The organism is Lentisalinibacter sediminis, assembly GCF_040706615.1.
GTDB classification, from domain to species: domain Bacteria; phylum Pseudomonadota; class Gammaproteobacteria; order Steroidobacterales; family Woeseiaceae; genus Lentisalinibacter; species Lentisalinibacter sediminis.
Genome location: NZ_JAPDRF010000001.1, coordinates 458,015 through 482,754, shown reverse-complemented (window position 1 = coordinate 482,754; position 24,740 = coordinate 458,015). Strand labels below are relative to the sequence as shown.

The following is a 24,740-nucleotide window of genomic DNA, read 5'->3' as shown; positions in this document are numbered from 1 at the left end:
CCCCGGAGTATCCATGAGCGACAACGCCAGCAACGCCGACAACCGCTACAGCGCCCAGGAGGAAGAGGCGATCCTGGATGCCGTCGGGCGCTGGGTCGAGCAGGAGGTGCGGCCCATCGCACGTGAGTACGACCTGGCCGACGAGTACCCGCACGAACTCGTGGAACAGATGAAGGGACTAGGGCTGTTCGGCGCCACGATCAGCCAGCGCTGGGGCGGTCTCGGCCTGAGCGCCCGCACCTATGCGCGCCTGGTCGCGCTGATCAGCGAGGCCTGGATGGCGCCCACGGGCATCTTCAACTCCCACCTGATGATGGCGGCCTGCGTCGAGCGTTTCGGTAGCGACGAGCAGCGCGAGCGCTGGCTGCCCCGGTTCGCCACCGGCGAGCTGCGCGGCGGGCTCGCGCTGACCGAACCGGATGCGGGCACGGACCTGCAGGGCATCCGCACCACGGCGACGCGCGAGGGCGACGAGTACGTGGTCAACGGCACCAAGACGTGGATCTCGAACGGCCTTCACGGCGACTGCGTCGCGCTGCTGGTGAAGACCGACCCGGATGCCGAGCCACGCCATCGCGGTATGAGCCTGTTCATCGCGGAGAAGGGGCCCGGGTTCACGGTCGGTCGCAAGCTCGCGAAGCTCGGCTACAAGAGCATCGACAGCGCGGAGCTGATCTTCGACGGCTATCGCGTGGGCGCCGACGCGCTGGTGGGCGGCGAGGAAGGGCGCGGCTTCATCCAGGCGGTGGGTGGCCTCGAACTCGGCCGCATCAACATCGCCGCGCGCGGTATCGGCATCGCGCAGTCCGCGCTGAACCGGGCGGTGCGCTACTCGCAAGAGCGCAAGACCTTCGGCAAGCCTATCTGCGAGCATCAGGCCATCCAGCTCAAGCTCGGCGACATGGCCACGCGCGCCGAGGCGGGCCGGCTGCTGATGATGCAGGCGGCGGCCAAGTACGACCGCGGCGAGCGTTGCGACATGGAGGCCGGCATGGCCAAGCTGTTCTGCTCGGAGGCGGCGCTGGAGAATGCCACCGAATGCATGCGCATCCACGGCGGCTACGGCTACTCGCCGGAATTCGAGGTGGAGCGGCTGTACCGGGATGCGCCGCTGCTGTGCATCGGCGAGGGCACGAACGAGATGCAGCGCATCATCATCGCCCGGCAGCTGATCGAGCGTCGCCGTCTGTGAAGGCACCGCTGGCAGGACTGCGCATCCTCAGCGTCGAGCAGTTCGGTGCCGGTCCCTACGGCAGCCTGTATCTCGCCAACCTGGGTGCGGAGGTGATCAAGATCGAGCAGCCGGGCACCGGCGACCCGGCCCGGCAGATGGGAGCCTGGCGTCTGGGCGCGGACGACAGCGACTATTACCAGACTTTCAACCTGGCGAAACGCAGCCTCACCCTGGATCTGAAACGGCCGCGGGGGCGCGAGATACTGCACCGCCTGGTGGCCCGCAGCGATGCCGTGATGAACAACCTGCGGGGCAGCCAGCCGGCGCGTCTCGGCCTGGACTATGCCTCCCTGGCAAAGCGTAACCGGGCCATCGTCTGCGGCCATATCTCCGCCTACGGCCGGGACAACGAGCGCGCGGACTGGCCCGGTTACGACTACCTCATGCAGGCCGAGGCCGGTTTCCTCTCGCTGACCGGCGAACCGGGCACGCCACCGGCGCGCTTCGGGCTGTCGATCATCGATTTCATGACCGGCGTGGTGGGCGCGCTGGGTCTGGTGGCGGCGCTCCGCGAGGCCGAGCGGACCGGGGAGGGCGGCGATGTGGACGTCAGCCTGTTCGACGTGGCTCTGCACCAGCTGACCTACCCGGGCACCTGGTACCTGAACCGGGGCGCCGTCACCGGGCGCCTGCCGCGCGGTGCCCATCCGTACGCCTCGCCGAGTCAGCTGTGCCGCACCCGGGACGGCTGGATCTTCATCATGTGCATGACGCAGAAGTTCTGGGAGATACTGCTGGAGATCATCGGCCGCCCCGAGCTGGCAGACGACCCCCGCTTCCGCGACCTGGCGGCGCGCAACGATCACCGCGACGCGCTCACCGACGTGCTGGACGAGGTGCTGGGCGAGCGTGACAGCGCCGAGTGGCTCGAGCGCATGCAGGGCCGCATCCCGGCGGCGCCGGTACTCGACGTGCCCGGCGCGCTGGAAAATGCTTTCGCCCATGCGGCAGGCATGGTAGAGGAGACGCCCCACCCGGAGAGGGCATCGTTCCGCAGCCTCGCCAATCCCATCCGCATGGACGGAGAGCGGGCACCGGGCAAGACGGGCTCCGGGCTGGGCGCCGATACCTCGTCGCTGCTGGAAGAGCTCGGCTACACGACCGACGAGATCGAGACGCTCCGGCGCGAGGGCGTCGTCTGAGCCCGGCTGCAACCGACGGAAGGACAGCGAGAAGAGAACGATGAGCGAAGAACTGATACTGCAGCGCGATCACGCAAGCCTCTTCGGCCAGATCGCCTACCTGAGCGCGAAGCCGGGCCACGAGGGCACGGAGCGCGGGCGCGAGAACTTCCAGATCCACGTGCACGCGGACGGCTGCCGGACGGTGACGGCCCACTGCGAGATCGACGAGGCACCGAGCGTGATGCGCGACGTCACCTACAGTGTGGACGCCGACTGGATGCCCACGGACTGCTTCGTGCGCCTCAGCGTGGGCGACCGCTTCACCGGCAGCGGCTGGTTCCGTTTCGCCGCGGACCACGCCGAGTGCGAGACCTGGTCCGCCGCCGAGGGTCGCGTCACCCAGCGCATGGAACTCGCGCGTCCGCTGGAGACTTTCCAGAACCATGCCATCGCCTGCGACGCCTGGCACCTGCGGCTCTACGACCGGAGCCAGGGTCCGGGGCTGCAGGTGATCGAGCCCATCCTGCTGTCCTCGCCGGACCACCGCGGCGCCACCGGCCCGATGCTGTTCTCCATCGGCATCGGCGTCGAATACGTCGGCGAGGAGACCATCGAGGTCCAGGCGGGCACTTTCGACGCACTGCATTTCCGTTTCGTGTCCACGCCGGGGCTGCCTCAGGAGCATCCGCCCTACGACGTCTGGTGTACCCCCGACGAGTTCCTCTTCCTGCGCGGCCTCACCGGCGGCTACATGCGCACCCATTACGAACTGGCCAGCCTGCGCCGCTGAGCGCGCTCCCGGCCCGGAGACGACCATGACCAACCTGGCTCCCGTCGGCACCCGCTCCACCTGGCTGTTCTACGGCTGGGTGATCGTCGCCATGGCTTTCGTCACGCTGTGGATTTCCAACGGTATGACCTTGAGCGGACTCACGGTCTTCGACAACGAGCTGCTCGCGGCGCTGAACCAGCCGGAGAGCATCGGGCCGATCCGGCAGATGGCCGAGGAGGGCGGCCTGCGCGGCTGGGCGGCGCAGCAGATCCTCACCGACGAGGGCGAGATATCCCGCGCCGCCTACAAGTTCCGCGACACGTTGACGCTGCTGTCCGCGGGCCTGATGGGTCTGCTGGCCGGGGCGCTGGCCGATCGCATCGGCATCCGTCCCCTGATGGTGTTCGGCCTGCTGCTGCTGTCCGGCTGCAACCTGATGTACGGGCGGGTGGACACGATCTGGGAGATGTATGGCATCCACTTCCTGTTCGGCATCGTGCTCACCACCGCCGGGCTGATCGTCAACGTCATGCTGGTGTCGCGATGGTTCGTTCGACTGCGGGGCGTCGCCATCGGCATCACGCTGGCCGGCACGAGTCTCGGCAACGCGCTGCTGCCCACCATCAACACCCTTCTGATCCAGTCGGAAGGCTGGCGCGCCGCCTTCGGCTGGATCGCCATCCTGCCGCTGCTGCTGATCCCGCCGCTCCTGCTGCTGGTCAGGGACAAGCCCGCCGACAAGGACCTCGCGCCCCTGGGCGGAGTGCAGACCCGGGCCGGCCGCGCCTCGTCGGACGACCTGCCGGGAATGACCTACGCCGAGGCGCTCAGAAACCGGAATCTCTGGCTCATCGCGCTGATCGCGTTCTGTACCTTCTACGCCATTCTCGGGGCCGCCTCGAACCTGTTCCTGTACCTGAACGGACGCGGTTTCACGCCACAGACTGCCGCGGCCGGCATCGGCCTCGTGTTCACGCTCGGCCTGGTCGGCAAGATCGGCAGCGGCGTGCTGGCCGACCTGATCGGCAAGAAACAGGTCTTTATCCTTGGGCTCGCCGTGATGTTCGGGGGCAGCCTGCTGATCCTCAAGCCGGGTGCGATCTGGATCGGGCTGGTGCTGTTCGGTTTCGGCTGGGGCGGGCTCTACACGCTGCTGCAGCTGCTGTGTGCCGACATCTTCGGGCTGAAGGCGCTCGGCAAGATCATCGGCACCATCACCATCCTGGACGCGGCCGGCGGCGGGCTGGGACCGTTCCTCACCGGCTACTTCTACGACCTGACCGGCAACTACGAGCTTTCGTTCGCCGTCATCGCCGGACTGGTCGGAGCGGCGCTCATGGCGGGGCTGCTGATCCGGATCCCGGAGCTGCCGCCCGGAGCGAGCGCAGAGGACAGCAAGGGCGGCGGGCGCGACCAGGGTCCGGCCGAGCCGGCTCAGTAACCCTGCCAGCTGTCGCTGACCTTCTCCTCGTCGATGAGGGTGCGACGGGCGATCTTCCCGGCCTTGATCCACTGCCAAACCCGGCAGCGGAAGCGGCCGCAATCGGACATCTGGATCATCTCGTAGAGATAGAGATCGGGCTCGCCCTTGCGCACCCAGTTCAGCATCAGCGTGCGGTTGTAGTCGTCCAGCGCCACTTCCGCGGCCCAGCCCGTGATGAGCTCGTTGTCGAACCAGACCCGCCCGTCCCGATAGGTGGCCGGGAAATCCCGGGTCTCGGTGCTGCCGTCCTCCCAGGTGTAGAGGTTGGTCTGGTGATAGGGGTACTCGCCCTGCGCCGGGAAGCGGCAGATCAGGCGGCTGCGGTGCTCGTCGATCTTGTTGCCCTCGGCGTCGGCGTGCCGATACCAGCCGTCCCAGACGCCTTCGTTAGCGGCGAGCAATGGCATCGCTTTCCGGATATCGGTCATCGGTTCCTCCGTTACGGTGGTGCGGCCGGTCGTGCCGGTCCGCCGGGAGTATACCGTTGGCCGCGGGCGGATGTGCCGGCCCGGCGAATCGGGACCGCGGGGGAGCGCTGCCGGGCGGACGGAGAGGGCGATTCCGTGGCAGAATCCGACAGTATAGTGGCGTGGGTCACTGAATCGGGCCGCGATGCGGCCTAGGATTATTCGGCACGAACAGGCCCGGACCGTTGGGAACAGGACCATGACGAGACCCGTATTCGATTCCAGCGCAGCCCTGCACGACGTCCGCTACGAGATCCGCGGTCAGCTGGCGCGGCGTGCCCACGAGCTCGAGAAGATGGGCTACGAGATCGTCCATCTGAATATCGGCAATCCGGGCCGTTTCGGCTTCCGCACGCCGGAGACCATGCGCCTGGCGATGATCGAGAACCTGGCCCAGTCGGAAGCGTACTCCCACCAGAAAGGCATCTTCCCTGCCCGCGAAGCCGTGGTGATGCAGCAGCAGAGCCGGGGAGTGGCGGGCGTCACGGCCGAGGAGGTGTTCATCGGCAACGGCGTCAGCGAGCTGATCGACCTGACCCTGCGGGCCATGCTGAACCGGGACGACGAGATTCTGGTGCCGAGCCCCGACTATCCGCTGTGGACGGCGGCGGTGACCCTGAACGGCGGCCGCGCGGTGCACTATCCCTGCCTGCCGGAGAACGGTTTCCTGCCGGACCCGGACGCGCTGGAGTCGCTGATCACACCGCGCACCCGGGCCATCGTGGTCATCAATCCGAACAATCCCACGGGCGCCGTCTATCCACGGGAGTTGCTCGAGCGGCTCGCCGCGCTCGCCGAGCGCCACCGGCTGATCATGCTGGCCGACGAGATCTACGACCAGATGGTCTACGACGACGCCGAGTTCGTCCCCATGGCGACCCTGGTCAACGAGACCCTTTGCATCAGCTACAGCGGCCTCTCCAAGGTCTACCGGGCCTGCGGCTATCGGGTGGGCTGGGCCGTACTGAGTGGCGCCCTGGAACGCGCGGGCGGCTACATGGAGGGGCTCGAGCTGCTGGCAGCACTGCGGCTGTGCAGCAACGTTCCGTCCCAGTGGGCGGTCCAGACCGCCCTGGGGGGCTTCCAGAGTATCCGCCAGCTCGTCGCACCCGGCGGCCGGCTCTACCAATCCCGCCAGACCGTACTCGACGCCGTGGGGGCGAGCCGTTATCTCGAACTGGTGGCGCCGATGGGTTCGATGTACGCCTTTATCGGCGTGAATCCGCGCCGCTACCCGGGCTTCGACGATCAGGCCTTCGCCCTGGAGCTGCTCGAGAACCGGCACGTACTGGTGGCACCGGGGACGAGCTTCAACACGCCGTACCGAAACCACTTCCGCATCACGATGCTGCCCGATTCCGACACCCTGGAAGAGGTTTTCGGGCGCATCGAGGAAGTCCTGGAGAACGGTGTGCGCGGCCGCGTGACCGTTGCTTGATGCTTTTCGAGGAAACGAGGCCAAATTACTGATCTTTATTGATTATGGCTGACGATTCGGTAGCTGAGTGTGCCGTGGTCGTCACCGCCAGCCGGCGCCTGGCTCGTCATCTGCGTCTGCGCCACGCCGCCGGGCGCGCCGCGGCCGGAGCCGCGGCATGGCTGGCCCCGCGCTACGTCCCCTGGGACGTCTGGCTGGCCGAGGCCTGGCAGGCGGCGGCTTACCGTCCGGAAGCGCCCCTGCCCGCGCCCGTGCTTACCCCCCGCCAGAGCCGCCTGCTATGGGAGCGGGCGGCGTCGCGGGCGCTCGGGGAATCCACCCTGGCCGCAACCGGCGGCCTCGCGGCCCAGGCGGCGGCGTCCTGGCAGAGGGCCTGCGACTGGGGGGTCCCGGCCGAGGCCATACGCGAGGCGGCCCGCTCACCCGACGCCACGTTCCTGGCCGGCGCCATCGCCTATTACACCGCGGCCTGCGCCGAGGGCGGCTGGCGGGATCCGGCGGCACTGGCCGCTGCCCTGGCCGCGCGGTTCCGCCGCAGCGAGGCGACGGCGATGGTCGACGGGCCGGTCACATTCGCCGGTTTCGAACGCCCCGCGCCGGCGCAACGGGATCTGGTGGACGCCATGAGGGAGGCCGGCGTCCCGGTGACGGTGGAGCGTGCCGAGGGCAGGTCCGTCGCCGCTACGGTCTCGGTGCGTGACGCGCCGGACCGGGATGCGGAGCTGCGGGCGGCCGGTGCCTGGGCCCGCGAATGCCTGCTGGCAGAGCCGGGACGTCGAATCGGCATCATCGTCCCGGATCTGGCGGGCCGGGCGGCCCGGGCCGGCCGTCTGATCGGCGAGGGCTTCAGCCCCGGCTGGCAGTTGCGCGCCGACGGAATCAGCGGCATCAATGTCTCGTACGGCCGTCCGCTGGCGGACTACGGTCTCATCGATGCGGCGCTCGGCGTGCTCGGCCTGATCCGGGACGATCCGGACTTCGCCGTGCTCGGCCGGCTTTTGCGCAGCCCGTTTATGGCACCGAGCGGCGGCGACGGGCGGACGGCCCTGGAGGTCGCACTACGGGATCTGCCCGACCGCCGCTGGGACCTGGCCACGCTGCCGGCGGCCCTGGGGCGATCGGCCGAGCGCCTGCCCGAGTCCGCCACGGCATTCGTCGGGACCCTGGCGGGCGTCGCCGCGCAGCGAGAAGACTGGCAGGCGCGCGCCATGCCCGCCGTCTGGGCCGAGCGGATGGATACGCTGCTGACGGCAGTGGGCTGGGGCCGGGAAACCGCCATGGACAGCGAGACCTGGCAACTGGTCAATGCCTGGCGCAACGTCCTGAATCAGTTCGCTGCCACGGGACCGGTCAGCGGGCCGGTCAACGGCCACGCCGCCTTGGCGCAGGTCGCCGCCATCGCGCGCGAGACGCTGTTCCAGCCCGAATCCGACGACGAGGCCGTGCAGGTGATGGGCATGCTGGAGGCCTCCGGCATGACCTTCGATGCGCTGTGGATCGCGGGACTGGACACCACTACCTGGCCACCGCCGCAGCGGCCCGACCCGCTGCTGCCGATCGGCCTGCAGCGGGACTACGGCATGCCCGATGCGACGCCGGCGGACACCCTCGATTACGCGCGACGCATCTATACGGCGCTGCTGGGGTCGGCCCCGGAAGTCGTGGTGAGCTGGCCGCGCAGGGAGGGCGATGCGGAGCTGACGCCGAGCCCGCTGCTCGCCGATCTGCCCGCTGCCGGCAGCGTCGCAGAGGTGCCCGTCTACGCCGAAACCCTGGCCGGCGCCGCGACGCTGGTGCCGGTGGAACCCGATCCGGTGCCGCCGCTCGCGGCCGGCGAGACCCTGCCGGGCGGGCACGGCGTGCTGTCCGCCCAGCGCACCCAGCCCTTCGATGCCTTCGCCCGCTACCGGCTGCGGGCCGAGCCACTGGAGACGCCGGTGGCCGGTTTGTCCGCGCGGGAGCGGGGCACGGTCATCCACCGGGCGCTGGAAGCAGTCTATCGGCGCTGGCCCGACCGGGACCGGCTGGCCGCGGCGGGCGCGGAGGATCGGGCGCGAGCGGCGGGAGATGCGGCGGAGCGCGCACTGGCCCGCTACGGCAGGGGGGCAGATGCGCGCCTCGCCGGCCTGATCGCCCTCGAGAGCGAGCGCTGCGCGGCTCTGGTCACACGCTTCATCGAGGCGGATCTCGTCCGGCCCGGCTTCCGCGAGGTGATCTGCGAGGAAGCCAGGGAAGTGGCCGTCGGACCGCTGCGGCTCTCCATCCGGCCGGACCGCATCGATGCGATCGACGGTGGCTGGGCGATCATCGATTACAAGACCGGCGCCACCGGTACCACGACCGGGACCGACCCGGAGAATCCGCGCCAGCTGCAGCTCGTGGTCTATGCCATCAGCCAGCCCGGGCGGGTGCGCGCGCTGGCCGTCGGCGTCGTCCATCCCCACCGCATCGGCTATCGCGGCGCCCGGGATGCCGACCTCGAGTGGCCGGGCACCGGCGTGCAGTCCGTCGATGACTGGGCGGCACTGCTGAACGCCTGGAAGGCCCAGGCCCACGGGCTGGCAGAGGCAGTGGCAGCGGGCGACGCACGGGTGAATCTCAGCCTCGGTCTCGACGATCAGCGCCCGCTGGCCGTGCTCAGCCGGGTGGCGGAACTGACCGACCTGGCCGACCTCGCCGACGGAGAGCAGGAACCATGAGCGCTCGGCCCATACCGGACCAGGCCGAGCGCGATGCGGCCCTCGACGTGGAGCGTTCCTTCATCGTCCAGGCGCCGGCGGGTTCCGGCAAAACGGAGCTCCTCATCCAGCGCTACCTCCGACTGCTCGCCCGGGTGGAGCGGCCGGAGGAGATCCTGGCGATCACGTTCACGCGCAAGGCGGCGGCGGAGATGCGTACCCGCATCCTCGTGGCGCTGGAGCGGGCCCGGGCCGGCGAGCCGGGCGGTTCGGAGCACGAGCGGCGCACGCTGGCAGCGGCGGGCGAGGCGCTGCAGCGGGACCGGCGCAAGGAATGGCAGCTGACCGCATTCCCGGAGCGCATGCAGATCATGACGCTGGATGCGTTCAATGCCCGCCTGTCGGCAGCGCTGCCGGTCACCTCCGGTCTCGGCGGCCGGATGCGCATGGTCTCGGAGGCCGGCGAGTCGGGCATCTACCGGGAGGCGGCCCGCGCCACGCTGGACTGGGTCGCGGAGCGGGGAGAGACCGGTGCTGCCGTGCGCGGACTGTTCCGACACCTCGACAACGACGCGCTGGTGTGGGAGCGCTCGATCGCCGAGATGCTGGAGAGGCGGGACCAGTGGCTGGCCATCACCGGGACCGGCCCCTCCGGCCAGGAAGAACGATTGCGGCGACACTTCGAGCAGGCCATCGCGATGCTGGTGACCGATCGCCTGCGGGCCGTGGACCGGGCGCTGCCGGAGGCCGTGCGGGAGCCCCTGCTCGAACTCGCCCGTTTCGCCGCCGGCCACCTCGCGGAAGCCGGGCGCGAGACGCCGCTGGCGGCACTGCACGGCGGCGACGTGTGGCCCGCCCCCGACGCCCGACAGCTCGCGCAATGGCAGGGGCTGGCCTGGCTGCTGATCGCGCCGAGCAGCGGCAACTGGCGCAAGCGTGCGGACAAGAACCTGGGCTTCCCGCCGGGCAGCGACCGGGAGAAGGAGGCGCTCGCTGCCGTGATCGAATCCCTGGCCGGGTGCGACGGTCTCGAGCGCCTGCTGGCGGAGGCCGGCAAACTGCCGCCGCCCCGCTATGCGTCCGAGCAATGGGAGGCTCTCAACTCCCTTCTGCACGTACTGCCCCGGGCCACGGCCGAGCTGAAGACCCGATTCGCCGCCCGCGGACTGGCCGACTATGTGGAAGTGGCGCTTGCGGCCCGCGCGGCCCTGGGTCCGCCCGGCGAGCCGACCGATCTGGCGCTGGCGCTGGATTACCGGATACGGCATCTGCTCATCGACGAGATGCAGGACACCTCGCTGGGCCAGTACGCGCTGCTCGAGAGCCTCACCGCCGGCTGGGACGGCCGGGACGGGCGTACCGTGTTCTGTGTCGGCGATCCCATGCAGTCGATCTACCGCTTCCGGGAGGCGGAGGTCGGACTTTTCCTCGCGCTGCGGGCGCGAGGCATCGGTCTGCTCCGGCCGCGGGAACTGGTACTGCAGACCAACTTCCGCTCCGGCGGCAACCTGGTGGACTGGGCCAACCGGGCCTTCGCCCGGGTGATGCCGGCGGAGGACGACCTGGCCACCGGCGCCATCCGGCACAGCCCGTCGCGAGCGGCGCCGGGCCGGGAAGGTCTCGGCGAGTGCCGCATCCACGCGTTGCTGGATGCCTCGCCCCGGGAGGAGGCGGAGACCGTCAGGGCGCTGATCCGGGAGGCCCTGGCAGAAGCCGGGTCCGGCGAGGTGGCGGTGCTGGTACGCAGCCGCACCCACCTGCGTGAGCTGCTGCCCCTCCTGCGGGCGGACGGCGTCATCTACGAGGCGCTGGAGATCGACCGGCTCACGGATCTGCCGGAGGTGCAGGATCTCCTGGCGCTCACCCGCGCCCTGATCCATCCTCTGGACCGCGTCGCCTGGCTCGCGCTGCTGCGGGCGCCCTGGTGCGGCCTGTCGCTGGCCGGGCTGCACGCACTGACGGTCGGCGATCCGGCCGGCCCCGTCATGGCCCTCACGGCCGAAGACGCCCGCCTCGCGCGCCTGGACGCCGACGAGCGGCGGCGGGTCGAGTGGCTGCGCGAGCGCCTCGCGGACGCACTGGAGCACCCGGGACTGCGCTCCCTGCGCGAGCGCGTGGAACTCGCCTGGTTCGCGCTGGGCGGACCGACGCTGCTACCCGGCGGCGCGGAAGCCGCGAATGCATGCCGCTATCTCGACATCCTGGAGAACCTGGAAGCAGGCGGCACCCTGCCCGACGTGGCGGACCTCGAGTCACGTCTGGACGAGGAACGGGTGTCCAGCGCCGGCGCCGGCGCCCGCGTTCAGGTGATGACCATCCACAAGGCGAAGGGCCTGGAGTTCGATACGGTCATTCTGATGGGACTCGGCCGCAAGCCCCGGGGCAATCTCCGCGCGGTGCTCAACTGGCTCACCCTGCCGGACGAGGAAGGACGCGAACATCTGCTGCCGAGCCCGATCGGCGCCCGCGGCGAGCGGGACAACGATCCCCTGCATGAATTCATCCACGGCGTGGAGGTGCAGAAGCAGCGACTGGAACTCGACCGTCTCCTGTATGTGGCATGCACCCGTGCCCGGCGCACCCTGCACCTCGTGGGCCATACTCGCAGCCGGGACGGCAGTCCGCAGCCGCCACCGGCCGGCACGCTGCTGGCTCGTCTCTGGCCGGCAGTCGAAGCCGACTTCGCACGGGCCGCGGAGGCGGGTGCCGGCGGTGATGAAGCGCGCAGCGGGGGTGACCCGGGTGCGGAGCTCGTGACTCCGCGGATCCGCCGCGCAGCGGAGCCCTATCGACCCGGCGAGCTGCCGGCGCCGGTGGCGTCGCCGGCAGTGCGGTTCGCGTCACCCGATGCGGAAGAGGCGATCGAATACGCATGGGTCGGCCGCGACCTGCGCCACGTGGGCACGATCGTGCACGGCTGGCTGCAGCGCATGGCGGGCTGGCCGGAGGCGGCAGTGGCGCAGCGGCGGCTCGACGATCTCGACGAGCGGCACGCCTCGCTCCTCGCGGCTGCCGGGGTCTCGGCGGACGGGCTGGGGGAGGCGGCGAGCCGGGTCCGGGCCGCCCTGCGGGGGACGCTGGAGGACCCGGCCGGACAGTGGATCCTGTTCGGGAACCATCGCCGCGCGGCGACGGAACTCCCGATCGAGGGCATCGCCGACGGACAACTGCTGCGCGTGGTCATCGACCGCTGCTTCGTCGACGAGTCGGGCACGCACTGGGTGGTGGACTACAAGACCTCGCTGCACGAGGGCGGCGACCTGGAGCGATTCCTGAGCGAGGAGGCCAGACGCTACGGGGAACAGATGGCCCGTTATCGGCGGCTGTACGCGGCGGTATACGGCGAGACCCCGCTGGGCCTGCTGTACTACCCGCTACACGGGCGGGTGGTGCCCATGGACGAGGTCGCCGCCCGGCGCGTCAGAGACGGCCTGCCAGGCTGAACTCCCGGCGTCCGGCCGCGTCCGGCGAGCCGAGGAAGCGCAGCGAGTTAGCGAGAGCGGCAGGCGCGCCCGGCCGCGCCTGGACCTGGCCGCGGAGCTCGTAATTCCGCTCGCCGGTCACCGCGATCTCCCCGGCCACCTCCAGCGGCCCGCCACCGTCTGCCAGCACGCCGCGCAGGCTGCCGTCCTCGGTGGGCAGAAACTCCACCCGATAATTGCCGATGGAATTGCTGCCTGCCGGTCGGTACACGAGCTCCTCGACGCTGACGGTGCCCACCAGTTCGCTGGGCCAGCCGTCGTCGAAACGCCCGCGCTCGATGTCCGCCCGGAGGCGACCCTCGGCCTGCGCCACCGGCATGATCCGGGAGACGCTCTCCAGCGGCACGGAGGCCTCCAGATCGGCGACGCTCAGCACTCCGGTGACGCTCAGCGCGACGTCCCCGCGCACGCTGCCGCCCGGGAGTTCCGCCTCGATCCGGTAACCCGCTGCGCCGCCCAGCAGCGCCGCGGGCCGGAACTCCCAGCTCAGCGGCGCCAGGAAAATCCCGCCGGCGGAGGCGCGTGCCGCCCGGCCGCTCCAGATCGTGCCCTCGACGCCGGCAGCGCGGAACTCCGCGGGGGCAAACCAGGCCACGGCGAGACGCGCGGGGAACAGCGCGAGGAGGCCCAGTAAGAACGCCGCGGCGGCCGCCGCGATGAGCAGACGGCGGGGAAACACTAAAGCGCCCGTTCCAGCGTCAGCGTGGCATCCACGCGGCCGGGCTCCGCACGATTGGAGAAGGAGGCGGCGCCGATGTCGATGCCGTGCTGGCTGCCGAGCTGGCCCAGCCATTCCACCAGCGCGTCGAAGGCGACGTTCTCGAAGCTGACCTGGATGGAATCGCCGTCCAGAGGCCGGCTGCGTTTCAGCGTGGTGCCGAGCCCGCGCTGGCGCACGGTGCTGTCCACGACCACCACCAGTGACTGCCCGCCCGGCGCGGACGCGGCGGCGGCGCCCGACGGCGACGGGAGACGGCCCTGCAGCTGGCGCAGATCGGTAACGAGTTCGCGCTGGCTCTCCACCTGGTTCTCGAGCCGGGTATTGGCCCGGTCGAGGGGCAGCCAGACGCCCAGATAGATCACCACCACCACCGTGAGCAAGCCTGCCAGCGCCACGAGCATCTGCTCCCGGGGAGCGAGGTTCTGGAACCAGTCCTTCATGCGCCTGCCCCCTGGATCTGCAGGCGGCTGCGGACGCTGCCTTCCTGCTGGTCGGTGGACTGGATCCGGGCGGTGAAGCGCCCGCCCTGGTCCACGAGCTTGCGCAGCCGGTCCAGCGTCGCCACGTCCGGCGCGGTGAGCCGGATGTCCATGACCCCGTCGCGATAGCTGATGGCCTCGATGCGCGTGCCCGAAGTCTGGCCCATTGCGGCGCTGATGCTCTCCAGTGTCGCGAGGAATTGTCGGGGCGTCTGCTCGGTGCTGCCGCCCTGGCCGAGACGCGCAAGCTCGGAGTTCATCTGCGCCCGGGGATCGCGTACCTCGCGCACCCACGGGAAGGCGGCGCGGAAGGCCTCGACCACCTCGGCCCGCAGCCGCTCGTCTTCCGCCCGCAGCTCGGCGTACCTGAGACCGCTGCCGATCAGCGTGAGCGCGATCAGCGCCGCCGCCAGCGCGGCCGCGGCGCGCCACGGCCGCAGCAGCGAGCCGGTGGCGCTGCGCGGCGCATAGCGGCCCTGCAGAAGATTGATGCCGCCGCCGGCGGCGACCGTGACGGCCAGCCGGGGCAGGGCGCCGTCGGGCAGCAGCTTGACCTCCAGACTGTCCAGCTGCTGGCGCAGCGCCTGGAATTCCAGCTCGTGGCGCCGGGCGACCTCCGGATCGCTGTAAACCAGCACGTGCCGGGGGACGTCCGCCGTGTCGCCGACAGACTCGCCGTGTTCGTCCGGGTCGTCCAGCGCGCCGATGGCCGCCAGCGCGTCGCCGGGGCGAAATCCCTCCAGCGCGAGTTCCATCGAGGCGCCGTCGTTCAGGATGATGCGATCGTCCTCGATCAGCGCGCTCAGCGTGCCGGGGATGCGGGCGAGGCCCTGTGCCTCACTGAACACACCGGCCGGCTCCATGCCGGCCTCGCGCAGACGCGCCAGAAGGGTGTCGAGGAACTCCTGCTCGACCACCGCCACCGGGATACGGCCGTTGCTGCGCCGCTCGCCGGCGGCGAAGTGGAGCCGGTCCACGTCCTGGGCCACCTGTTCCTCCAGGGCAAAGGGCAGGGCCTGCAGCAGCCGGGCACCCTTGGCCGGGACGTCGGCCGAAGTCAGCAGCACCTCGGTGGCGGGCACCAGGACTTGCACGCGCCGGTCGCCGGCCGCCGCGGCGGCCTCTGCCAGCGTGCCGTGGCCGGGTTCGCCGCGGCGCGCACCGCTGGAATCGACCGCCAGCCAGTCCGTCTCGCTCGCGTCAGCGCCCGCTACGCGGATGACGAAGATCTCGGCCATGCTCTATTCGGTGCCAAACGTCCTCAGGATGGGCGACACGTCGCCCTGGGGGCCACGCTGCAGGAGACTGTACATGGTGAGCCTGACGGTGCCAATACGAACAACACTCTCCAGGCGAAAGTAATTCGTTGATTCGCCGAGCGTATTCAGCACCTCGGGCTGCACCAGCGAGGAGAACGATGCCGTGACGTCGACGAAGCCGCCGTCCTCCCGCTCTGCCAGCAGGCGCTCGGCGTCGGCGGCGGTCACGTTCTCGTCCAGCGACTGCAGCACGGCCGGTGTGGCCGTGTTCACGTTGATGGTCGTGCGCCCGGGCAGCGCGGTCACATGGGGTCGCAGGATGCGGTAGATGTCCGGGTCCATGCCGGCAACCGCCGCGAGTTCGCTCGCGCTGGCGACGTAGATGTTGGCGCTGCGATAGGGCGGCACCCGGCCGGTGTATTCGCCGTCCTCCGCGCCGTCGGGGAACAGGGGTTCGGTATCCGCGTCCAGCCAGTCGGCCACGGCGCCGGCCAGCGAGGGTGGCAGACCGAGCGCGAGGAGCAGGCGTCGGAATTGCTCCAGGGATGGTTCGTCGATGGCCCCGTCCGTTCTCAGCAGGTTGTTGATGTTGAAGCGGCCCTGCAGATCCGTGAGCCCGCCGGCGATCTCGCCGCTCATGCCCGCGCCGTCCACGGGCAGGGGCGGCAGACGCTGGGCCCAGATCTCGCCCAGGTGATCGGTGTCGGTCTCCTCGGCATCCTGGCGCAGGATCATGCCCACCCATTGCTCGGCGCCGAGTGCCACCTGGGCGGCCTGTTCCCGCCAGAGCAGATTCGTCGTGCGTCGGACGTCCAGCGTGGTGTCCCAGGCGAGGCTGACGGCGTACAGGGTGCAGAGCGCCACGATCAGCATCGCGAACATCAGGGCGACCGCCCCGCGTTGCCGCGCCGGGGTGCTCACTGGATCACCTCGACGACGCGGCGGATCTCGCCGAGCTCCTCCACCACCAGCACGATCTCGACGGCCCGCGGTCGCAGTGCCAGACCGAGGGCGCCGGCGCCGGCGTCCGGCGGCCACTGCTCGGTCCACTCGTCACCGGAGAGATAGCGGATGCGGATGTCTTCCACGCCTTCGAGCAGCGTCACCTCGGCGGGCTCCGTGCCCAGCGTGCGGTCCATCACCGGCCATTGCCGACGGATGAGGCGGTCCTCCTCGATACGATAGGCCACCCGCTGCAGCGCGGGGCGGGGCAGCACCAGAGGGTTCGACCAACCGCCCCGGCTGAGCTCGACAAGATCGAGGGAGCGGCCATCGGCGCGCAGGACCGGCAGGCGGCCGTCCCCCAGTTCGTCGCGCACGGGCCGCGGCGTGAGCTGTCCGAAGTCGAGGGTCATGCGCTGCACGGTGCGCTGCAGTGCCTGCAGGCGACTCATCTGCTCGCTGACCACGCGGGAGGCTTCCACCACCCCGTTCAGTGTGGTGTAGGCGGCCGCCGCCAGCGCGGCGAAGATGGCCAGCGAGACCATCACCTCGATCAGTGTGAAGCCGACCTGGCGCGGCGCCTTTCTCACCGGTCTGCCCCCTCGCCCAGCGGCAGCGACCAGGCCAGGTTGGCGGCCCCCGGCGGTCCGGGCTCGCCGATGAAACCGCTGACATTGCGCACCACGTCCTCCGGCCGCTCGGCCAGGGAGACGGCGATGTCGATGCGGCGCAGGCTCTCGACGCCGGTCTCCGAGACCACGTATTCCCAGCGCCAGAGCCGATCGGCCATCTCGGTCTCGCCGTTCGAGCGGCCCGGGTCGGGGAATTCGCCGCTGAGCCGAAGCTCGGTGATCTCGTTCAGGCCCACGTACAGGGCAAGGGTGCGATCCCGCAGACTGCGCGAGGTATCGATACTCTGTGTGCCCATTGCCAATACCGCAGACAGGCCGAGGGACGCCACGGCCAGCGCGATCAGCACCTCCACCAGGGTGAAGCCCCGCGCGTTCAAGGCTCGTCTTCCGTAACCAGCTCGACCCGGCCGAGGAAGTCGCCGGTGAGTTCCGCGCGGGCGTCGTCGAAATCCCGGCTCAGCGTCAGCTCGAAGGGTGTCGCATCGCCGCTGGAGAGCAGCAGCACATGGGGCGTGGGACCGGGGTCCGGCCCGTCGTCCGGGTCGCGGCGCTGGCGGTCGCCCTCGATGGCTTCGAACAGACGGATGTCGCGGGACTCCAGGGTGAGGTTGATTCGCAGGTCGTCGGCCAGGGTGCGCTCGCGCAGGATCTCGTCGCCGGACAGCTCGATCCAGGCCCCCGTCTGCGGGTCCTGCTCGTAGAAGCGGTAGCCGTGCAGTCCGAAGCGCAGCCCGTAGTCCCGGCTCTGCATGGCCGCTTCCTCGGCCGCGAGCTCGATCAGCGCGGCCAGGCGGCGTGCCTCCCTCTGGAGTTCCCGATCGTCCTGCAGGAGGCCGATGCTCGGCAGCACCGCCGCTACTGATATGCCGAGGATGACGATCACCACGAGCAGCTCGATCAGGGTGAAGCCCCGAACGGACGCCGGGCGTGGCGTTTCCTCCGCCGCGCGGGACATCATTGCCGCTGCGGTGGCCGGGCGATCACTCGTCCAGCGACCAGTTCCCCCGGTCCGCATCGATGCCCTCACCGCCGGGGCGCCCGTCGGCACCCAGCGTATAGATGTCGATCTCGCCGTGCTGACCCGGGTTCAGATACTGGTAGACGTTATCCCAGGGGTCTTTCGGCAGCCGGTCCAGATACCCGCCGGCCCGCCAGTTCTTGATGTTCGGATCGTTGGGACGCTCTACCAGCGCAGCGAGTCCCTGCTCGGTGGTGGGATAGCGGAAGTTGTCCAGGCGATAGAGCTTCAGCGCCGATTCGATGCTGCGGATATCCTGCTTGACCTTGGATATCTGGGCGTCGTCGATGCGGCCGATGACGTTCGGTGCGATGATGGCCGCGAGCAGGCCGATGATGACCACGACGACCATGATCTCGATCAGTGTGAAGCCCGCCTGTCGGGTCGCGCCCGCGGCGCCGCGGTCCGGCGCTTCGCAAGTCAGGTAATGTTGCACGATATCTCTGCTCCGGGGAAAACCAGGAAAGCCACGTGTACAGCGTTCGGGCGCTGTCCTTCAATCAACGAAATTGTAGCAAACATGGGGTTACGAACCGGCAATTCCGCTGACGGCTGGTGGGACGCCTTCGGCGGCGCGAAGGTTCCTTTCGCCGTGCTCGCGTGCGCAGCTCTCGTGGCGGCTGCGACGGGAGACGACGGGGCGGCTGCGCTGCGCTACAGCCGGGCGGCCGTAGCCGGCGGCGAATGGTGGCGGCTCGCGACGGGGCACCTGGTCCATCTCGGGCCCGGTCACCTGCTGCTGAACCTGGCCGGGCTCGCCCTGGTGGGCTGGGTGGCCGGGCGCGAGTACGGGGCGACCGGCTGGTGGGTCATTGCCGCCATCTCGGCGGCAACCCTCGTCGCCGCGCTGTATCTGCTGCATCCCGGCGTCGCCTGGTACGTCGGCCTCTCCGGCGTCCTGCACGGGCTGCTGGCGGGAGGGCTCGTGCCGGCCCTGCGTCGCCGGGATCCTGCCGCGGTCATTCTCGCGGCACTGCTGGCCGGCAAGCTCGCGTGGGAGGCGATGGCCGGGCCCATCCCGGGCGCCGAGCAGACGGCCGGCGGCCCCGTGCTGGTCGAAGCCCATCGCTACGGTGCGCTGGGCGGCGTCGTCGCCGGGTTCGTCGCATCGGGATGGTCGCGCCGGAGGCGGACGTCACAGACGTTATAATCCCGCCACCCGCGTCGGGGGAGGGGCCGCCCCGCCCGGCGCCGGTGTCACCATCACCACCGAGGGGGAGGATCGTGTGAAGACAGCTTTCGTGTTTCCGGGCCAGGGATCGCAGTCCCTCGGCATGCAGGCCGAACTCGCCGAGGCATTCCCTGTCGTGCGCCGGACTTACGAGGAGGCCGGCGAGGCGCTCGGGCGTGATCTCTGGAGGCTGTCGCGGGAGGGTCCGGAGGAGGAGCTCGGGCTGACGGTCAACACCCAGCCGCTGATGCTGACGGCGGGCGTGGCCGCGTGGCGGGTCTGGGAGGAGCGGGGCGGACCCGCGCCGGCGTGGCTCGCCGGCCACTCGCTGGGCGAATATACCGCGCTGGTGGCGGCCGGCGCGGTGCCGTTCATCGCCGCGGTGACGCTGGTCGCGGCGCGGGCCAGGTTCATGCAGGAAGCGGTGGCGGAAGGAGGCGGTGCGATGGCCGCCATTCTCGGTCTGGACGACGACGCCGTCCGCGCAGCCTGTGAGCAGGCGGCGCCCGCCGGTGTGGTGGAGGCGGTCAACTACAACGCACCCGGCCAGGTCGTAATCGCCGGCGAGAAGCCGGCCGTCGAGCGCGCGGTCGAGGCGGCGAAGGAGAGCGGCGCGCGTCGGGCCATGTTGCTGCCGGTCAGTGTGCCGTCTCACTGCGCCCTGATGCGGCCGGCGGCGGAACGACTGCGGGCGGCGCTGGAGGACGTGTCGGTCGATCCGCCCGCGATACCGGTGGTCAACAACGTCGACGTGGCGGTCGAGTCCGATCCTGCGGCGGTCGCCGATGCGCTGGTGCGCCAGCTCTACAGCCCCGTGCGCTGGGTGGAGACGGTGCAGCGCTTCGCGGCCGAGGGTGCCGACCGGGTGGTCGAATGCGGTCCCGGCAAGGTACTGGCGGGACTGGGTCGGCGTATCGATCGCTCGCTGCCCCATGCCGCGCTGGACACGCCGGCGGTCCTGGACGCATTGCTGGAAGAAGAGGTGTAATCGATGGCTGGAATCTTTGCTGCCGACGTACTGGAGGGGCAGACAGCCCTCGTAACGGGTGCCTCGCGGGGCATCGGCGCCGCCATCGCCGACGGGCTGGCGGCCGCGGGCGCCCGGGTGATCGGCACCGCCACCTCCGAGGCGGGCGCACGAAGTATCGGTGAACGGCTGGGCGGGCAGGGCGAGGGCGCCGTGCTGGACGTCTCCGACCCCGCCTCGGTGGATGCGTTGACGGGCGCGCTGGAGGCGCCGCCGGACATCCTGGTGAACAACGCGGGCATCACCCGGGACAACCTGCTGCTGCGGATGAAGCCGGACGAGTGGGACGAGATCCTGCAGACCAACCTGTCCGGCGTCTACCGCATGAGCAAGGCGTGCCTGCGGGGCATGATGAAGAAGCGCGCGGGCCGCATCGTCAGCATCGCCTCGGTGGTGGGCGTGATGGGCAACGCGGGACAGTCGAACTATGCGGCCGCCAAGGCCGGCATCATCGGCTTCTCCAAATCGCTGGCGCGCGAGGTCGGTTCCCGCGGCATCACCGTCAACGTCATTGCACCCGGGTTCATCCGCACGGACATGACCGGCGCGCTGGAGGACGGTCAGCAGGAAACACTGCTCGGCCAGATTCCTCTGGGCCGGCTTGGCGAGGCCGCGGACATCGCCGCGGCGGCGGTATTCCTGGCGTCGCCGGCGGGCGCTTACATCACCGGCGAGACCCTGCATGTGAACGGCGGTATGTATATGATCTGAAAGGCCTCCGGCCCCGGATGCCGGTGCTGTAGAATGGGCGGCCGGTTTTCCAATACAATACCGGCCCTCGGAAGCGCCGGGGCCCGAACGGGGCGGCGCAAGGGGTGTTCGCGGCAGCGGCTGCGTTCAGGTGAAAGCCGGGGCCGGCGCGGATCGCCGATCGGGGGACTCTCCGCGGTCCGGCAGTAGAATTCAGGCAGTCTCTGCGAAGGAGAAACAGAAGCAATGAGCAGCATTGAAGAACAGGTCAAGAGCATCGTAGCCGAGCAGCTCGGGGTGAAGGAAGAAGAGGTCACCAACGATGCTTCTTTCGTCGATGACCTCGGCGCCGACTCGCTGGATACCGTGGAACTCGTCATGGCCCTCGAGGAGGAGTTCGAGACGGAGATCCCCGACGAGGAAGCCGAGAAGATCACCACGGTCCAGCAGGCCATCGACTACATCAACGCCCGCAAGTCGGAATCCTCCTGATGTCACGGGCACGGGCCGGCGCGGTGCGCCCGGCCCGCGCTTCCCTTCCACCCATCCCGAACAGGTAATCCCGTGGAGAGACGCCGCGCAGTCGTGACCGGACTCGGCATCATCTCGCCCGTCGGCAACACCGTCGACGAGGCGTGGAAAAATGTCGTGGAAGGCCGCCCGGGAATGGCTCCCATCACGGACTTCGACCCGGAACCGTTTGCCACCCGTTTCGCCGGCCTGGTCAAGGATTTCGATCCGGAAGCGCACGGCATCCCGAAGAAGGAAGCCCGCAAGATCGATACCTTCGTGCAGTACGGCGTCGCCGCCTGCAACCAGGCGCTCGCGGCCAGCGGCCTCGAGGTGACCGACGACAACCGGGGCCGGATCGGCGTGGCCATGGGCGCCGGCATCGGCGGCATCGCCACCATCGAGGCCAATCACGAGAAGTACCTGAACCAGGGGCCGCGGCGCATCTCGCCGTTCTTCATACCGGGCGCCATCATCAACATGATCTCGGGTCACGTGAGCATCATGCACGGGCTGACGGGGCCGAACCTGGCCGTCGTCACCGCCTGCACGACCTCCACCCACAGCATCGGACTGGCGGCCCGCTCCGTCGCCTGGGGTGACGCCGACGTGATGCTGGCGGGCGGCGCGGAATATGCGACTACGCCGCTCGGACTCGGCGGCTTCTGCGCGGCCCGGGCACTATCCACCCGCAACGACGAGCCGCAACGTGCCAGCCGCCCCTTCGACCGGGACCGGGACGGCTTCGTGCTCGCGGACGGCGCGGGCTGTCTGGTCATCGAGGAGTACGAGCACGCCAAGGCACGGGGTGCGTCCATCCTTGCCGAAGTCGTCGGTTTCGGTATGAGCGGCGATGCCTCCCACATCACGCTGCCGCCGGAGGACGGCGAGGGCGCCCGCAAGAGCATGGCGGCGGCGCTCGGCGATGCCGGGCTCAACCCGGACGACGTCGATCACCTGAACGGCCACGCCACGTCCACGATTGCCGGCGACATCGCCGAGACGGTCGCCGTCAAGCGCTGCTTCGGGGACCACGCGGCCTCGCTGCCGGTCAGCGCTACGAAGTCGACCACTGGCCACCTGCTCGGCGCCGCGGGAGCGGTCGAGGCCATCTTCTCCATCCTGGCGATCCGCGATCAGGTGTTGCCGCCGACCATCAATCTGGACAACCCGGACCCGCAGTGCGACCTGGACTACGTGCCCAATACGGCCCGCGATGCGAAGCTGCAGGTGGCCATGTCGAATTCCTTCGGCTTCGGCGGCACCAACGGCACGCTGATCTTCCGAGCCGTCTGACGGCATCCGGGCATGCAGGCGGTGCCATGGCGCCGCACGACCATCGCTGCAAGACCATTGCTGCACGACCCACCCATGAAGCCGGTACGTGAACTCGCGGCGAGCGCGGATCTGCTCGCCATGCACGACGCATGGCCGGAGCGCTATCCCTTCCTGCTCGAGAGCGTCGAGGGCGCCAATGCCCAGGCCCGCTACGATCTGCTGTTCGCATTGCCCGGAGAGAGCCTGCGGCTGGAGGCGGGAGGGCGGCTCGCGGCGCCGCCGGATGTCCCGGTCCGTGGCGGATTCCTGGACTCCCTGGACCTGTGGTGGACCCAGGATCGGAGTGGCAGCGGCGAGGCGCCGTTCGCCGGCGGCTGGTTCCTGTACCTGGGCTACGAACTCGCCGCCGAGATCGAGGCCGGCCTGCAACTGAGCGCGCCGGCAGGCCTGCCCGTTGCCCTCGCCACCCGCGTTCGGGGCGCCCTGATCCGCGACCGGCAGAGCGGCCGCACCTGGGCCGTGGCGGAGCCCGGCAGCGAAGGCAGCCTCGACCGTATGGCCGCCGACGCCGCCGCGGCGAGGAGCGGTGCCGACGAGGGCCGGCCAGCGCTCGCCGGCCCCGCGGTGGAGGAGCCCCCCGAGGACTATCTTGCGGCGGTCGCCGCGGCGAAGGCCCACATCGCCGAGGGCGACGTCTATCAGGCCAACCTGTCCCGCCTCTGGCGCGGCAGGCTGGCCGAGGGAATGACGCCGTCGATCATCTACCGCCGGCTGCGTCGGGCCAACCCGGCGCCCTTCGCCGGCCTCATGCGAGTCGGCGAGCAATCCGTGATCTCCTCCTCGCCGGAGCGACTCCTGCGCCTGGCCGACGGGGTCGCCTCCACGCGCCCTATCGCCGGCACGCGGCCGCGGGGCGCCAGCCGCCATGACGACCGGGCGCTCAGCGCAGAGCTACTGGCGCACCCGAAGGAGCGGGCCGAGCATGTCATGCTCATCGATCTGGAGCGCAATGACCTCGGCCGCATCTGCCGGCCCGGCACGGTCCGGGTCGACGAGATGATGACGATCGAGACTTACCGCCACGTGCACCACATCGTCAGCAACGTGACCGGCGAGCTCGAGGCCGGCGTGACACCCGGCCGTGCCATCGGTGCCGTCTTCCCCGGCGGCACGATCACCGGCTGCCCGAAGGTCCGCTGCATGCAGATCATCGCCGCGCTGGAGTCCGGTCCCCGCGGCGCCTATACGGGCTCTTTCGGTTATCTCTCCCGGGACGGGAATCTGGACCTGAACATCCTGATCCGCACCGTCGTGACGGACGGCACGGAACTGACCCTGCGGGCCGGGGCCGGCATCGTCGCGGATTCAGAGCCGGAGCACGAGCTGGCGGAGACGCGGGCCAAGGCGAAGGGGCTGCTGCTGGCCCTGGGGCAGGGGCAGGGCCAGGGCGCGGCGTGATGCGCTGGCATTACCTCGAGGGCGAGGCCGACGCGCCGGGGCCCGACGACCGGGGGTTCGCCTACGGGGACGGGCTGTTCGAGACCATCGCGGTGCGCGACGGGCGGCCGCGACTGCTCGAGCATCATCTGGAGCGCCTTCGACTCGGTGCCGACCGACTCGCGCTGTGCCTGCCGGCGCGCCAGCGCATCGAGGCATTCGTCGCCCGGGTCGTCGGAGGGATACCGGCCGAGGACGGCCGGGCCGTCCTGAAACTGGTGGCGACCCGCGGCGACGGCGAGCGGGGCTATGCCTATCGGCATTCGGATGCCCGGCTGCTGGCGGGCATCGGGCCCGCCGGCGTCTGGCCGCGAGAGCGTCGGGAGCGCGGCGTCGCGGTGCGCTGGTGCCGTACGCGCCTCGGCCGTAATCCGGCGCTGGCAGGCTTAAAGCACCTCGATCGGCTGGAACAGGTGCTTGCCCGGGCCGAACGGGACGATCAGGATAGGGCGGACAACAGGGCGGACAACAGGGCGGACGATGTCGCCGAAGGCCTGATGCTGGACGGCGACGGCCGGGTGGTCTGCGCTACCATGAGCAACCTGTTTCTGGTGCGCGGCGAGAGATTGATCACACCGGCCATCACCCATGCCGGCGTGGCCGGCATTATGCGCGGGCGCGTGCTGGAGCTGGCCGACCGGCTGGGGCTGGAGACGACGGTCCGCGACGTGCAGCCCCCGGAGGTCATGGCGGCGGACGAGCTCTTCCTGACCAACAGCCAGTATGTGCTCTGGCCGGTCGCCCGTCTGGGCACGCGCGAGTGGACACCGGGTCCGCTCAGCGCGAGGATCGCGGCCGCGCTGGAGGCGGCGGGACTGACGGAATGACAGCGGAAATG

Annotated in this window: 23 protein-coding genes; 14 read left to right on the top strand and 9 right to left on the bottom strand. The window is 70.1% G+C overall.

What is annotated here, in order from left to right:
- Nucleotides 1-13: 13 nt before the first annotated feature.
- Genes ACJMKX_RS02340 through ACJMKX_RS02325 form a run of 4 tightly spaced genes read left to right on the top strand, consistent with a single transcriptional unit; the run spans nt 14 to nt 4,571 of the window.
- A complete protein-coding gene (locus ACJMKX_RS02340) occupies nt 14-1,192 on the top strand; it encodes an acyl-CoA dehydrogenase family protein (RefSeq protein WP_405220585.1) in 1,179 nt (392 codons plus the stop codon).
- On the top strand, nt 1,189-2,376 hold the full coding sequence (locus ACJMKX_RS02335) for a CaiB/BaiF CoA transferase family protein (RefSeq protein WP_405220583.1): 1,188 nt from the start codon (nt 1,189-1,191) through the stop codon (nt 2,374-2,376). Before ACJMKX_RS02340 ends, ACJMKX_RS02335 begins: the two co-directional genes overlap by 4 nt.
- A gap of 40 nt (nt 2,377-2,416) precedes the next feature.
- Nucleotides 2,417-3,148 (top strand): hypothetical protein, encoded by a 732-nt coding sequence (locus ACJMKX_RS02330; RefSeq protein WP_405220582.1) that lies wholly within the window; start codon nt 2,417-2,419, stop codon nt 3,146-3,148.
- A gap of 25 nt (nt 3,149-3,173) precedes the next feature.
- Nucleotides 3,174-4,571: an MFS transporter gene (locus tag ACJMKX_RS02325; protein WP_405220580.1), complete on the top strand. Its 1,398-nt coding sequence runs from the start codon at nt 3,174-3,176 to the stop codon at nt 4,569-4,571.
- Here the strand turns inward: ACJMKX_RS02325 and ACJMKX_RS02320 are convergent.
- Complete coding sequence (locus ACJMKX_RS02320) at nt 4,565-5,041, bottom strand: DUF3598 domain-containing protein (RefSeq protein ID WP_405220578.1); 477 nt, start codon at nt 5,039-5,041, stop codon at nt 4,565-4,567. The genes ACJMKX_RS02325 and ACJMKX_RS02320 overlap by 7 nt on opposite strands.
- A 238-nt stretch (nt 5,042-5,279) precedes the next feature.
- Between ACJMKX_RS02320 and ACJMKX_RS02315 the strand changes: the two genes are divergently transcribed.
- Genes ACJMKX_RS02315 through ACJMKX_RS02305 form a run of 3 tightly spaced genes read left to right on the top strand, consistent with a single transcriptional unit; the run spans nt 5,280 to nt 12,639 of the window.
- Nucleotides 5,280-6,518: an aminotransferase class I/II-fold pyridoxal phosphate-dependent enzyme gene (locus ACJMKX_RS02315; protein WP_405220576.1), complete on the top strand. Its 1,239-nt coding sequence runs from the start codon at nt 5,280-5,282 to the stop codon at nt 6,516-6,518.
- 44 nt (nt 6,519-6,562) lie between these two features.
- On the top strand, nt 6,563-9,217 hold the full coding sequence (locus ACJMKX_RS02310) for a PD-(D/E)XK nuclease family protein (RefSeq protein ID WP_405220574.1): 2,655 nt from the start codon (nt 6,563-6,565) through the stop codon (nt 9,215-9,217).
- A complete protein-coding gene (locus ACJMKX_RS02305; protein ID WP_405220572.1) occupies nt 9,214-12,639 on the top strand; it encodes a UvrD-helicase domain-containing protein in 3,426 nt (1,141 codons plus the stop codon). The genes ACJMKX_RS02310 and ACJMKX_RS02305 overlap by 4 nt, the downstream gene beginning before the upstream one ends.
- Here the strand turns inward: ACJMKX_RS02305 and ACJMKX_RS02300 are convergent.
- The 8 genes from ACJMKX_RS02300 to gspG are packed head-to-tail and all read right to left on the bottom strand — an operon-like array spanning nt 12,617 to nt 18,153.
- Nucleotides 12,617-13,357 (bottom strand): type II secretion system protein N, encoded by a 741-nt coding sequence (locus ACJMKX_RS02300; protein WP_405220570.1) that lies wholly within the window; start codon nt 13,355-13,357, stop codon nt 12,617-12,619. The two genes, ACJMKX_RS02305 and ACJMKX_RS02300, sit on opposite strands and share 23 nt — an antisense overlap.
- Nucleotides 13,357-13,839, bottom strand: coding sequence for a type II secretion system protein GspM (gene gspM, locus ACJMKX_RS02295; protein WP_405220568.1), 483 nt, complete (start codon nt 13,837-13,839; stop codon nt 13,357-13,359). Before gspM ends, ACJMKX_RS02300 begins: the two co-directional genes overlap by 1 nt.
- The gene (gene gspL / locus ACJMKX_RS02290) at nt 13,836-15,116 is read right to left on the bottom strand and encodes a type II secretion system protein GspL (protein ID WP_405220566.1); all 1,281 of its coding nucleotides are present in this window, start codon (nt 15,114-15,116) and stop codon (nt 13,836-13,838) included. The genes gspM and gspL overlap by 4 nt, the downstream gene beginning before the upstream one ends.
- 3 nt (nt 15,117-15,119) lie before the next feature.
- Nucleotides 15,120-16,058 carry a type II secretion system minor pseudopilin GspK gene (gene gspK / locus ACJMKX_RS02285; protein ID WP_405220564.1) on the bottom strand — a complete coding sequence of 313 codons (939 nt, stop codon included), beginning with the start codon at nt 16,056-16,058 and terminating at the stop codon, nt 15,120-15,122.
- Complete coding sequence (gene gspJ / locus ACJMKX_RS02280; RefSeq protein ID WP_405220562.1) at nt 16,055-16,669, bottom strand: type II secretion system minor pseudopilin GspJ; 615 nt, start codon at nt 16,667-16,669, stop codon at nt 16,055-16,057. Before gspJ ends, gspK begins: the two co-directional genes overlap by 4 nt.
- Complete coding sequence (gene gspI / locus ACJMKX_RS02275) at nt 16,666-17,088, bottom strand: type II secretion system minor pseudopilin GspI (RefSeq protein ID WP_405220560.1); 423 nt, start codon at nt 17,086-17,088, stop codon at nt 16,666-16,668. The genes gspJ and gspI overlap by 4 nt, the downstream gene beginning before the upstream one ends.
- A complete protein-coding gene (gene gspH, locus ACJMKX_RS02270; RefSeq protein WP_405220558.1) occupies nt 17,085-17,669 on the bottom strand; it encodes a type II secretion system minor pseudopilin GspH in 585 nt (194 codons plus the stop codon). Before gspH ends, gspI begins: the two co-directional genes overlap by 4 nt.
- A 22-nt stretch (nt 17,670-17,691) precedes the next feature.
- Nucleotides 17,692-18,153 carry a type II secretion system major pseudopilin GspG gene (gene gspG, locus ACJMKX_RS02265; protein WP_405220765.1) on the bottom strand — a complete coding sequence of 154 codons (462 nt, stop codon included), beginning with the start codon at nt 18,151-18,153 and terminating at the stop codon, nt 17,692-17,694.
- 96 nt (nt 18,154-18,249) lie between these two features.
- Between gspG and rrtA the strand changes: the two genes are divergently transcribed.
- From rrtA to pabC, 7 genes are all read left to right on the top strand, one after another.
- On the top strand, nt 18,250-18,879 hold the full coding sequence (gene rrtA / locus ACJMKX_RS02260; RefSeq protein ID WP_405220556.1) for a rhombosortase: 630 nt from the start codon (nt 18,250-18,252) through the stop codon (nt 18,877-18,879).
- 76 nt (nt 18,880-18,955) lie between these two features.
- A complete protein-coding gene (fabD, locus tag ACJMKX_RS02255) occupies nt 18,956-19,888 on the top strand; it encodes an ACP S-malonyltransferase (RefSeq protein ID WP_405220554.1) in 933 nt (310 codons plus the stop codon).
- Between the two features lie 3 nt (nt 19,889-19,891).
- Nucleotides 19,892-20,638 carry a 3-oxoacyl-ACP reductase FabG gene (gene fabG, locus ACJMKX_RS02250; RefSeq protein ID WP_405220552.1) on the top strand — a complete coding sequence of 249 codons (747 nt, stop codon included), beginning with the start codon at nt 19,892-19,894 and terminating at the stop codon, nt 20,636-20,638.
- 225 nt (nt 20,639-20,863) lie between these two features.
- Entirely contained in the window at nt 20,864-21,109 is a 246-nt protein-coding gene (gene acpP, locus ACJMKX_RS02245) for an acyl carrier protein (RefSeq protein WP_405220550.1), read from the top strand.
- Nucleotides 21,110-21,181: 72 nt separating this feature from the next.
- A complete protein-coding gene (fabF, locus tag ACJMKX_RS02240) occupies nt 21,182-22,423 on the top strand; it encodes a beta-ketoacyl-ACP synthase II (protein WP_405220548.1) in 1,242 nt (413 codons plus the stop codon).
- 75 nt (nt 22,424-22,498) lie between these two features.
- On the top strand, nt 22,499-23,863 hold the full coding sequence (locus tag ACJMKX_RS02235; RefSeq protein ID WP_405220546.1) for an aminodeoxychorismate synthase component I: 1,365 nt from the start codon (nt 22,499-22,501) through the stop codon (nt 23,861-23,863).
- Complete coding sequence (gene pabC, locus ACJMKX_RS02230) at nt 23,863-24,729, top strand: aminodeoxychorismate lyase (protein WP_405220763.1); 867 nt, start codon at nt 23,863-23,865, stop codon at nt 24,727-24,729. The genes ACJMKX_RS02235 and pabC overlap by 1 nt, the downstream gene beginning before the upstream one ends.
- Nucleotides 24,730-24,740 lie beyond the last annotated feature (11 nt).

What these genes read in the sequence shown, in the direction of transcription:
- gspH (WP_405220558.1), bottom strand. Translation starts at nt 17,669, where the DNA reads ATGATGTCCCGCGCGGCGGAGGAAACGCCACGCCCGGCGTCCGTTCGG.
- gspM (WP_405220568.1), bottom strand. Translation starts at nt 13,839, where the DNA reads ATGAAGGACTGGTTCCAGAACCTCGCTCCCCGGGAGCAGATGCTCGTG.
- ACJMKX_RS02235 (WP_405220546.1), top strand. Translation starts at nt 22,499, where the DNA reads ATGAAGCCGGTACGTGAACTCGCGGCGAGCGCGGATCTGCTCGCCATG.
- fabG (WP_405220552.1), top strand. Translation starts at nt 19,892, where the DNA reads ATGGCTGGAATCTTTGCTGCCGACGTACTGGAGGGGCAGACAGCCCTC.
- ACJMKX_RS02340 (WP_405220585.1), top strand. Translation starts at nt 14, where the DNA reads ATGAGCGACAACGCCAGCAACGCCGACAACCGCTACAGCGCCCAGGAG.
- pabC (WP_405220763.1), top strand. Translation starts at nt 23,863, where the DNA reads ATGCGCTGGCATTACCTCGAGGGCGAGGCCGACGCGCCGGGGCCCGAC.
- rrtA (WP_405220556.1), top strand. Translation starts at nt 18,250, where the DNA reads ATGGGGTTACGAACCGGCAATTCCGCTGACGGCTGGTGGGACGCCTTC.
- ACJMKX_RS02315 (WP_405220576.1), top strand. Translation starts at nt 5,280, where the DNA reads ATGACGAGACCCGTATTCGATTCCAGCGCAGCCCTGCACGACGTCCGC.
- ACJMKX_RS02305 (WP_405220572.1), top strand. Translation starts at nt 9,214, where the DNA reads ATGAGCGCTCGGCCCATACCGGACCAGGCCGAGCGCGATGCGGCCCTC.
- ACJMKX_RS02320 (WP_405220578.1), bottom strand. Translation starts at nt 5,041, where the DNA reads ATGACCGATATCCGGAAAGCGATGCCATTGCTCGCCGCTAACGAAGGC.
- ACJMKX_RS02325 (WP_405220580.1), top strand. Translation starts at nt 3,174, where the DNA reads ATGACCAACCTGGCTCCCGTCGGCACCCGCTCCACCTGGCTGTTCTAC.
- ACJMKX_RS02310 (WP_405220574.1), top strand. Translation starts at nt 6,563, where the DNA reads ATGGCTGACGATTCGGTAGCTGAGTGTGCCGTGGTCGTCACCGCCAGC.
- acpP (WP_405220550.1), top strand. Translation starts at nt 20,864, where the DNA reads ATGAGCAGCATTGAAGAACAGGTCAAGAGCATCGTAGCCGAGCAGCTC.
- gspL (WP_405220566.1), bottom strand. Translation starts at nt 15,116, where the DNA reads ATGGCCGAGATCTTCGTCATCCGCGTAGCGGGCGCTGACGCGAGCGAG.
- ACJMKX_RS02330 (WP_405220582.1), top strand. Translation starts at nt 2,417, where the DNA reads ATGAGCGAAGAACTGATACTGCAGCGCGATCACGCAAGCCTCTTCGGC.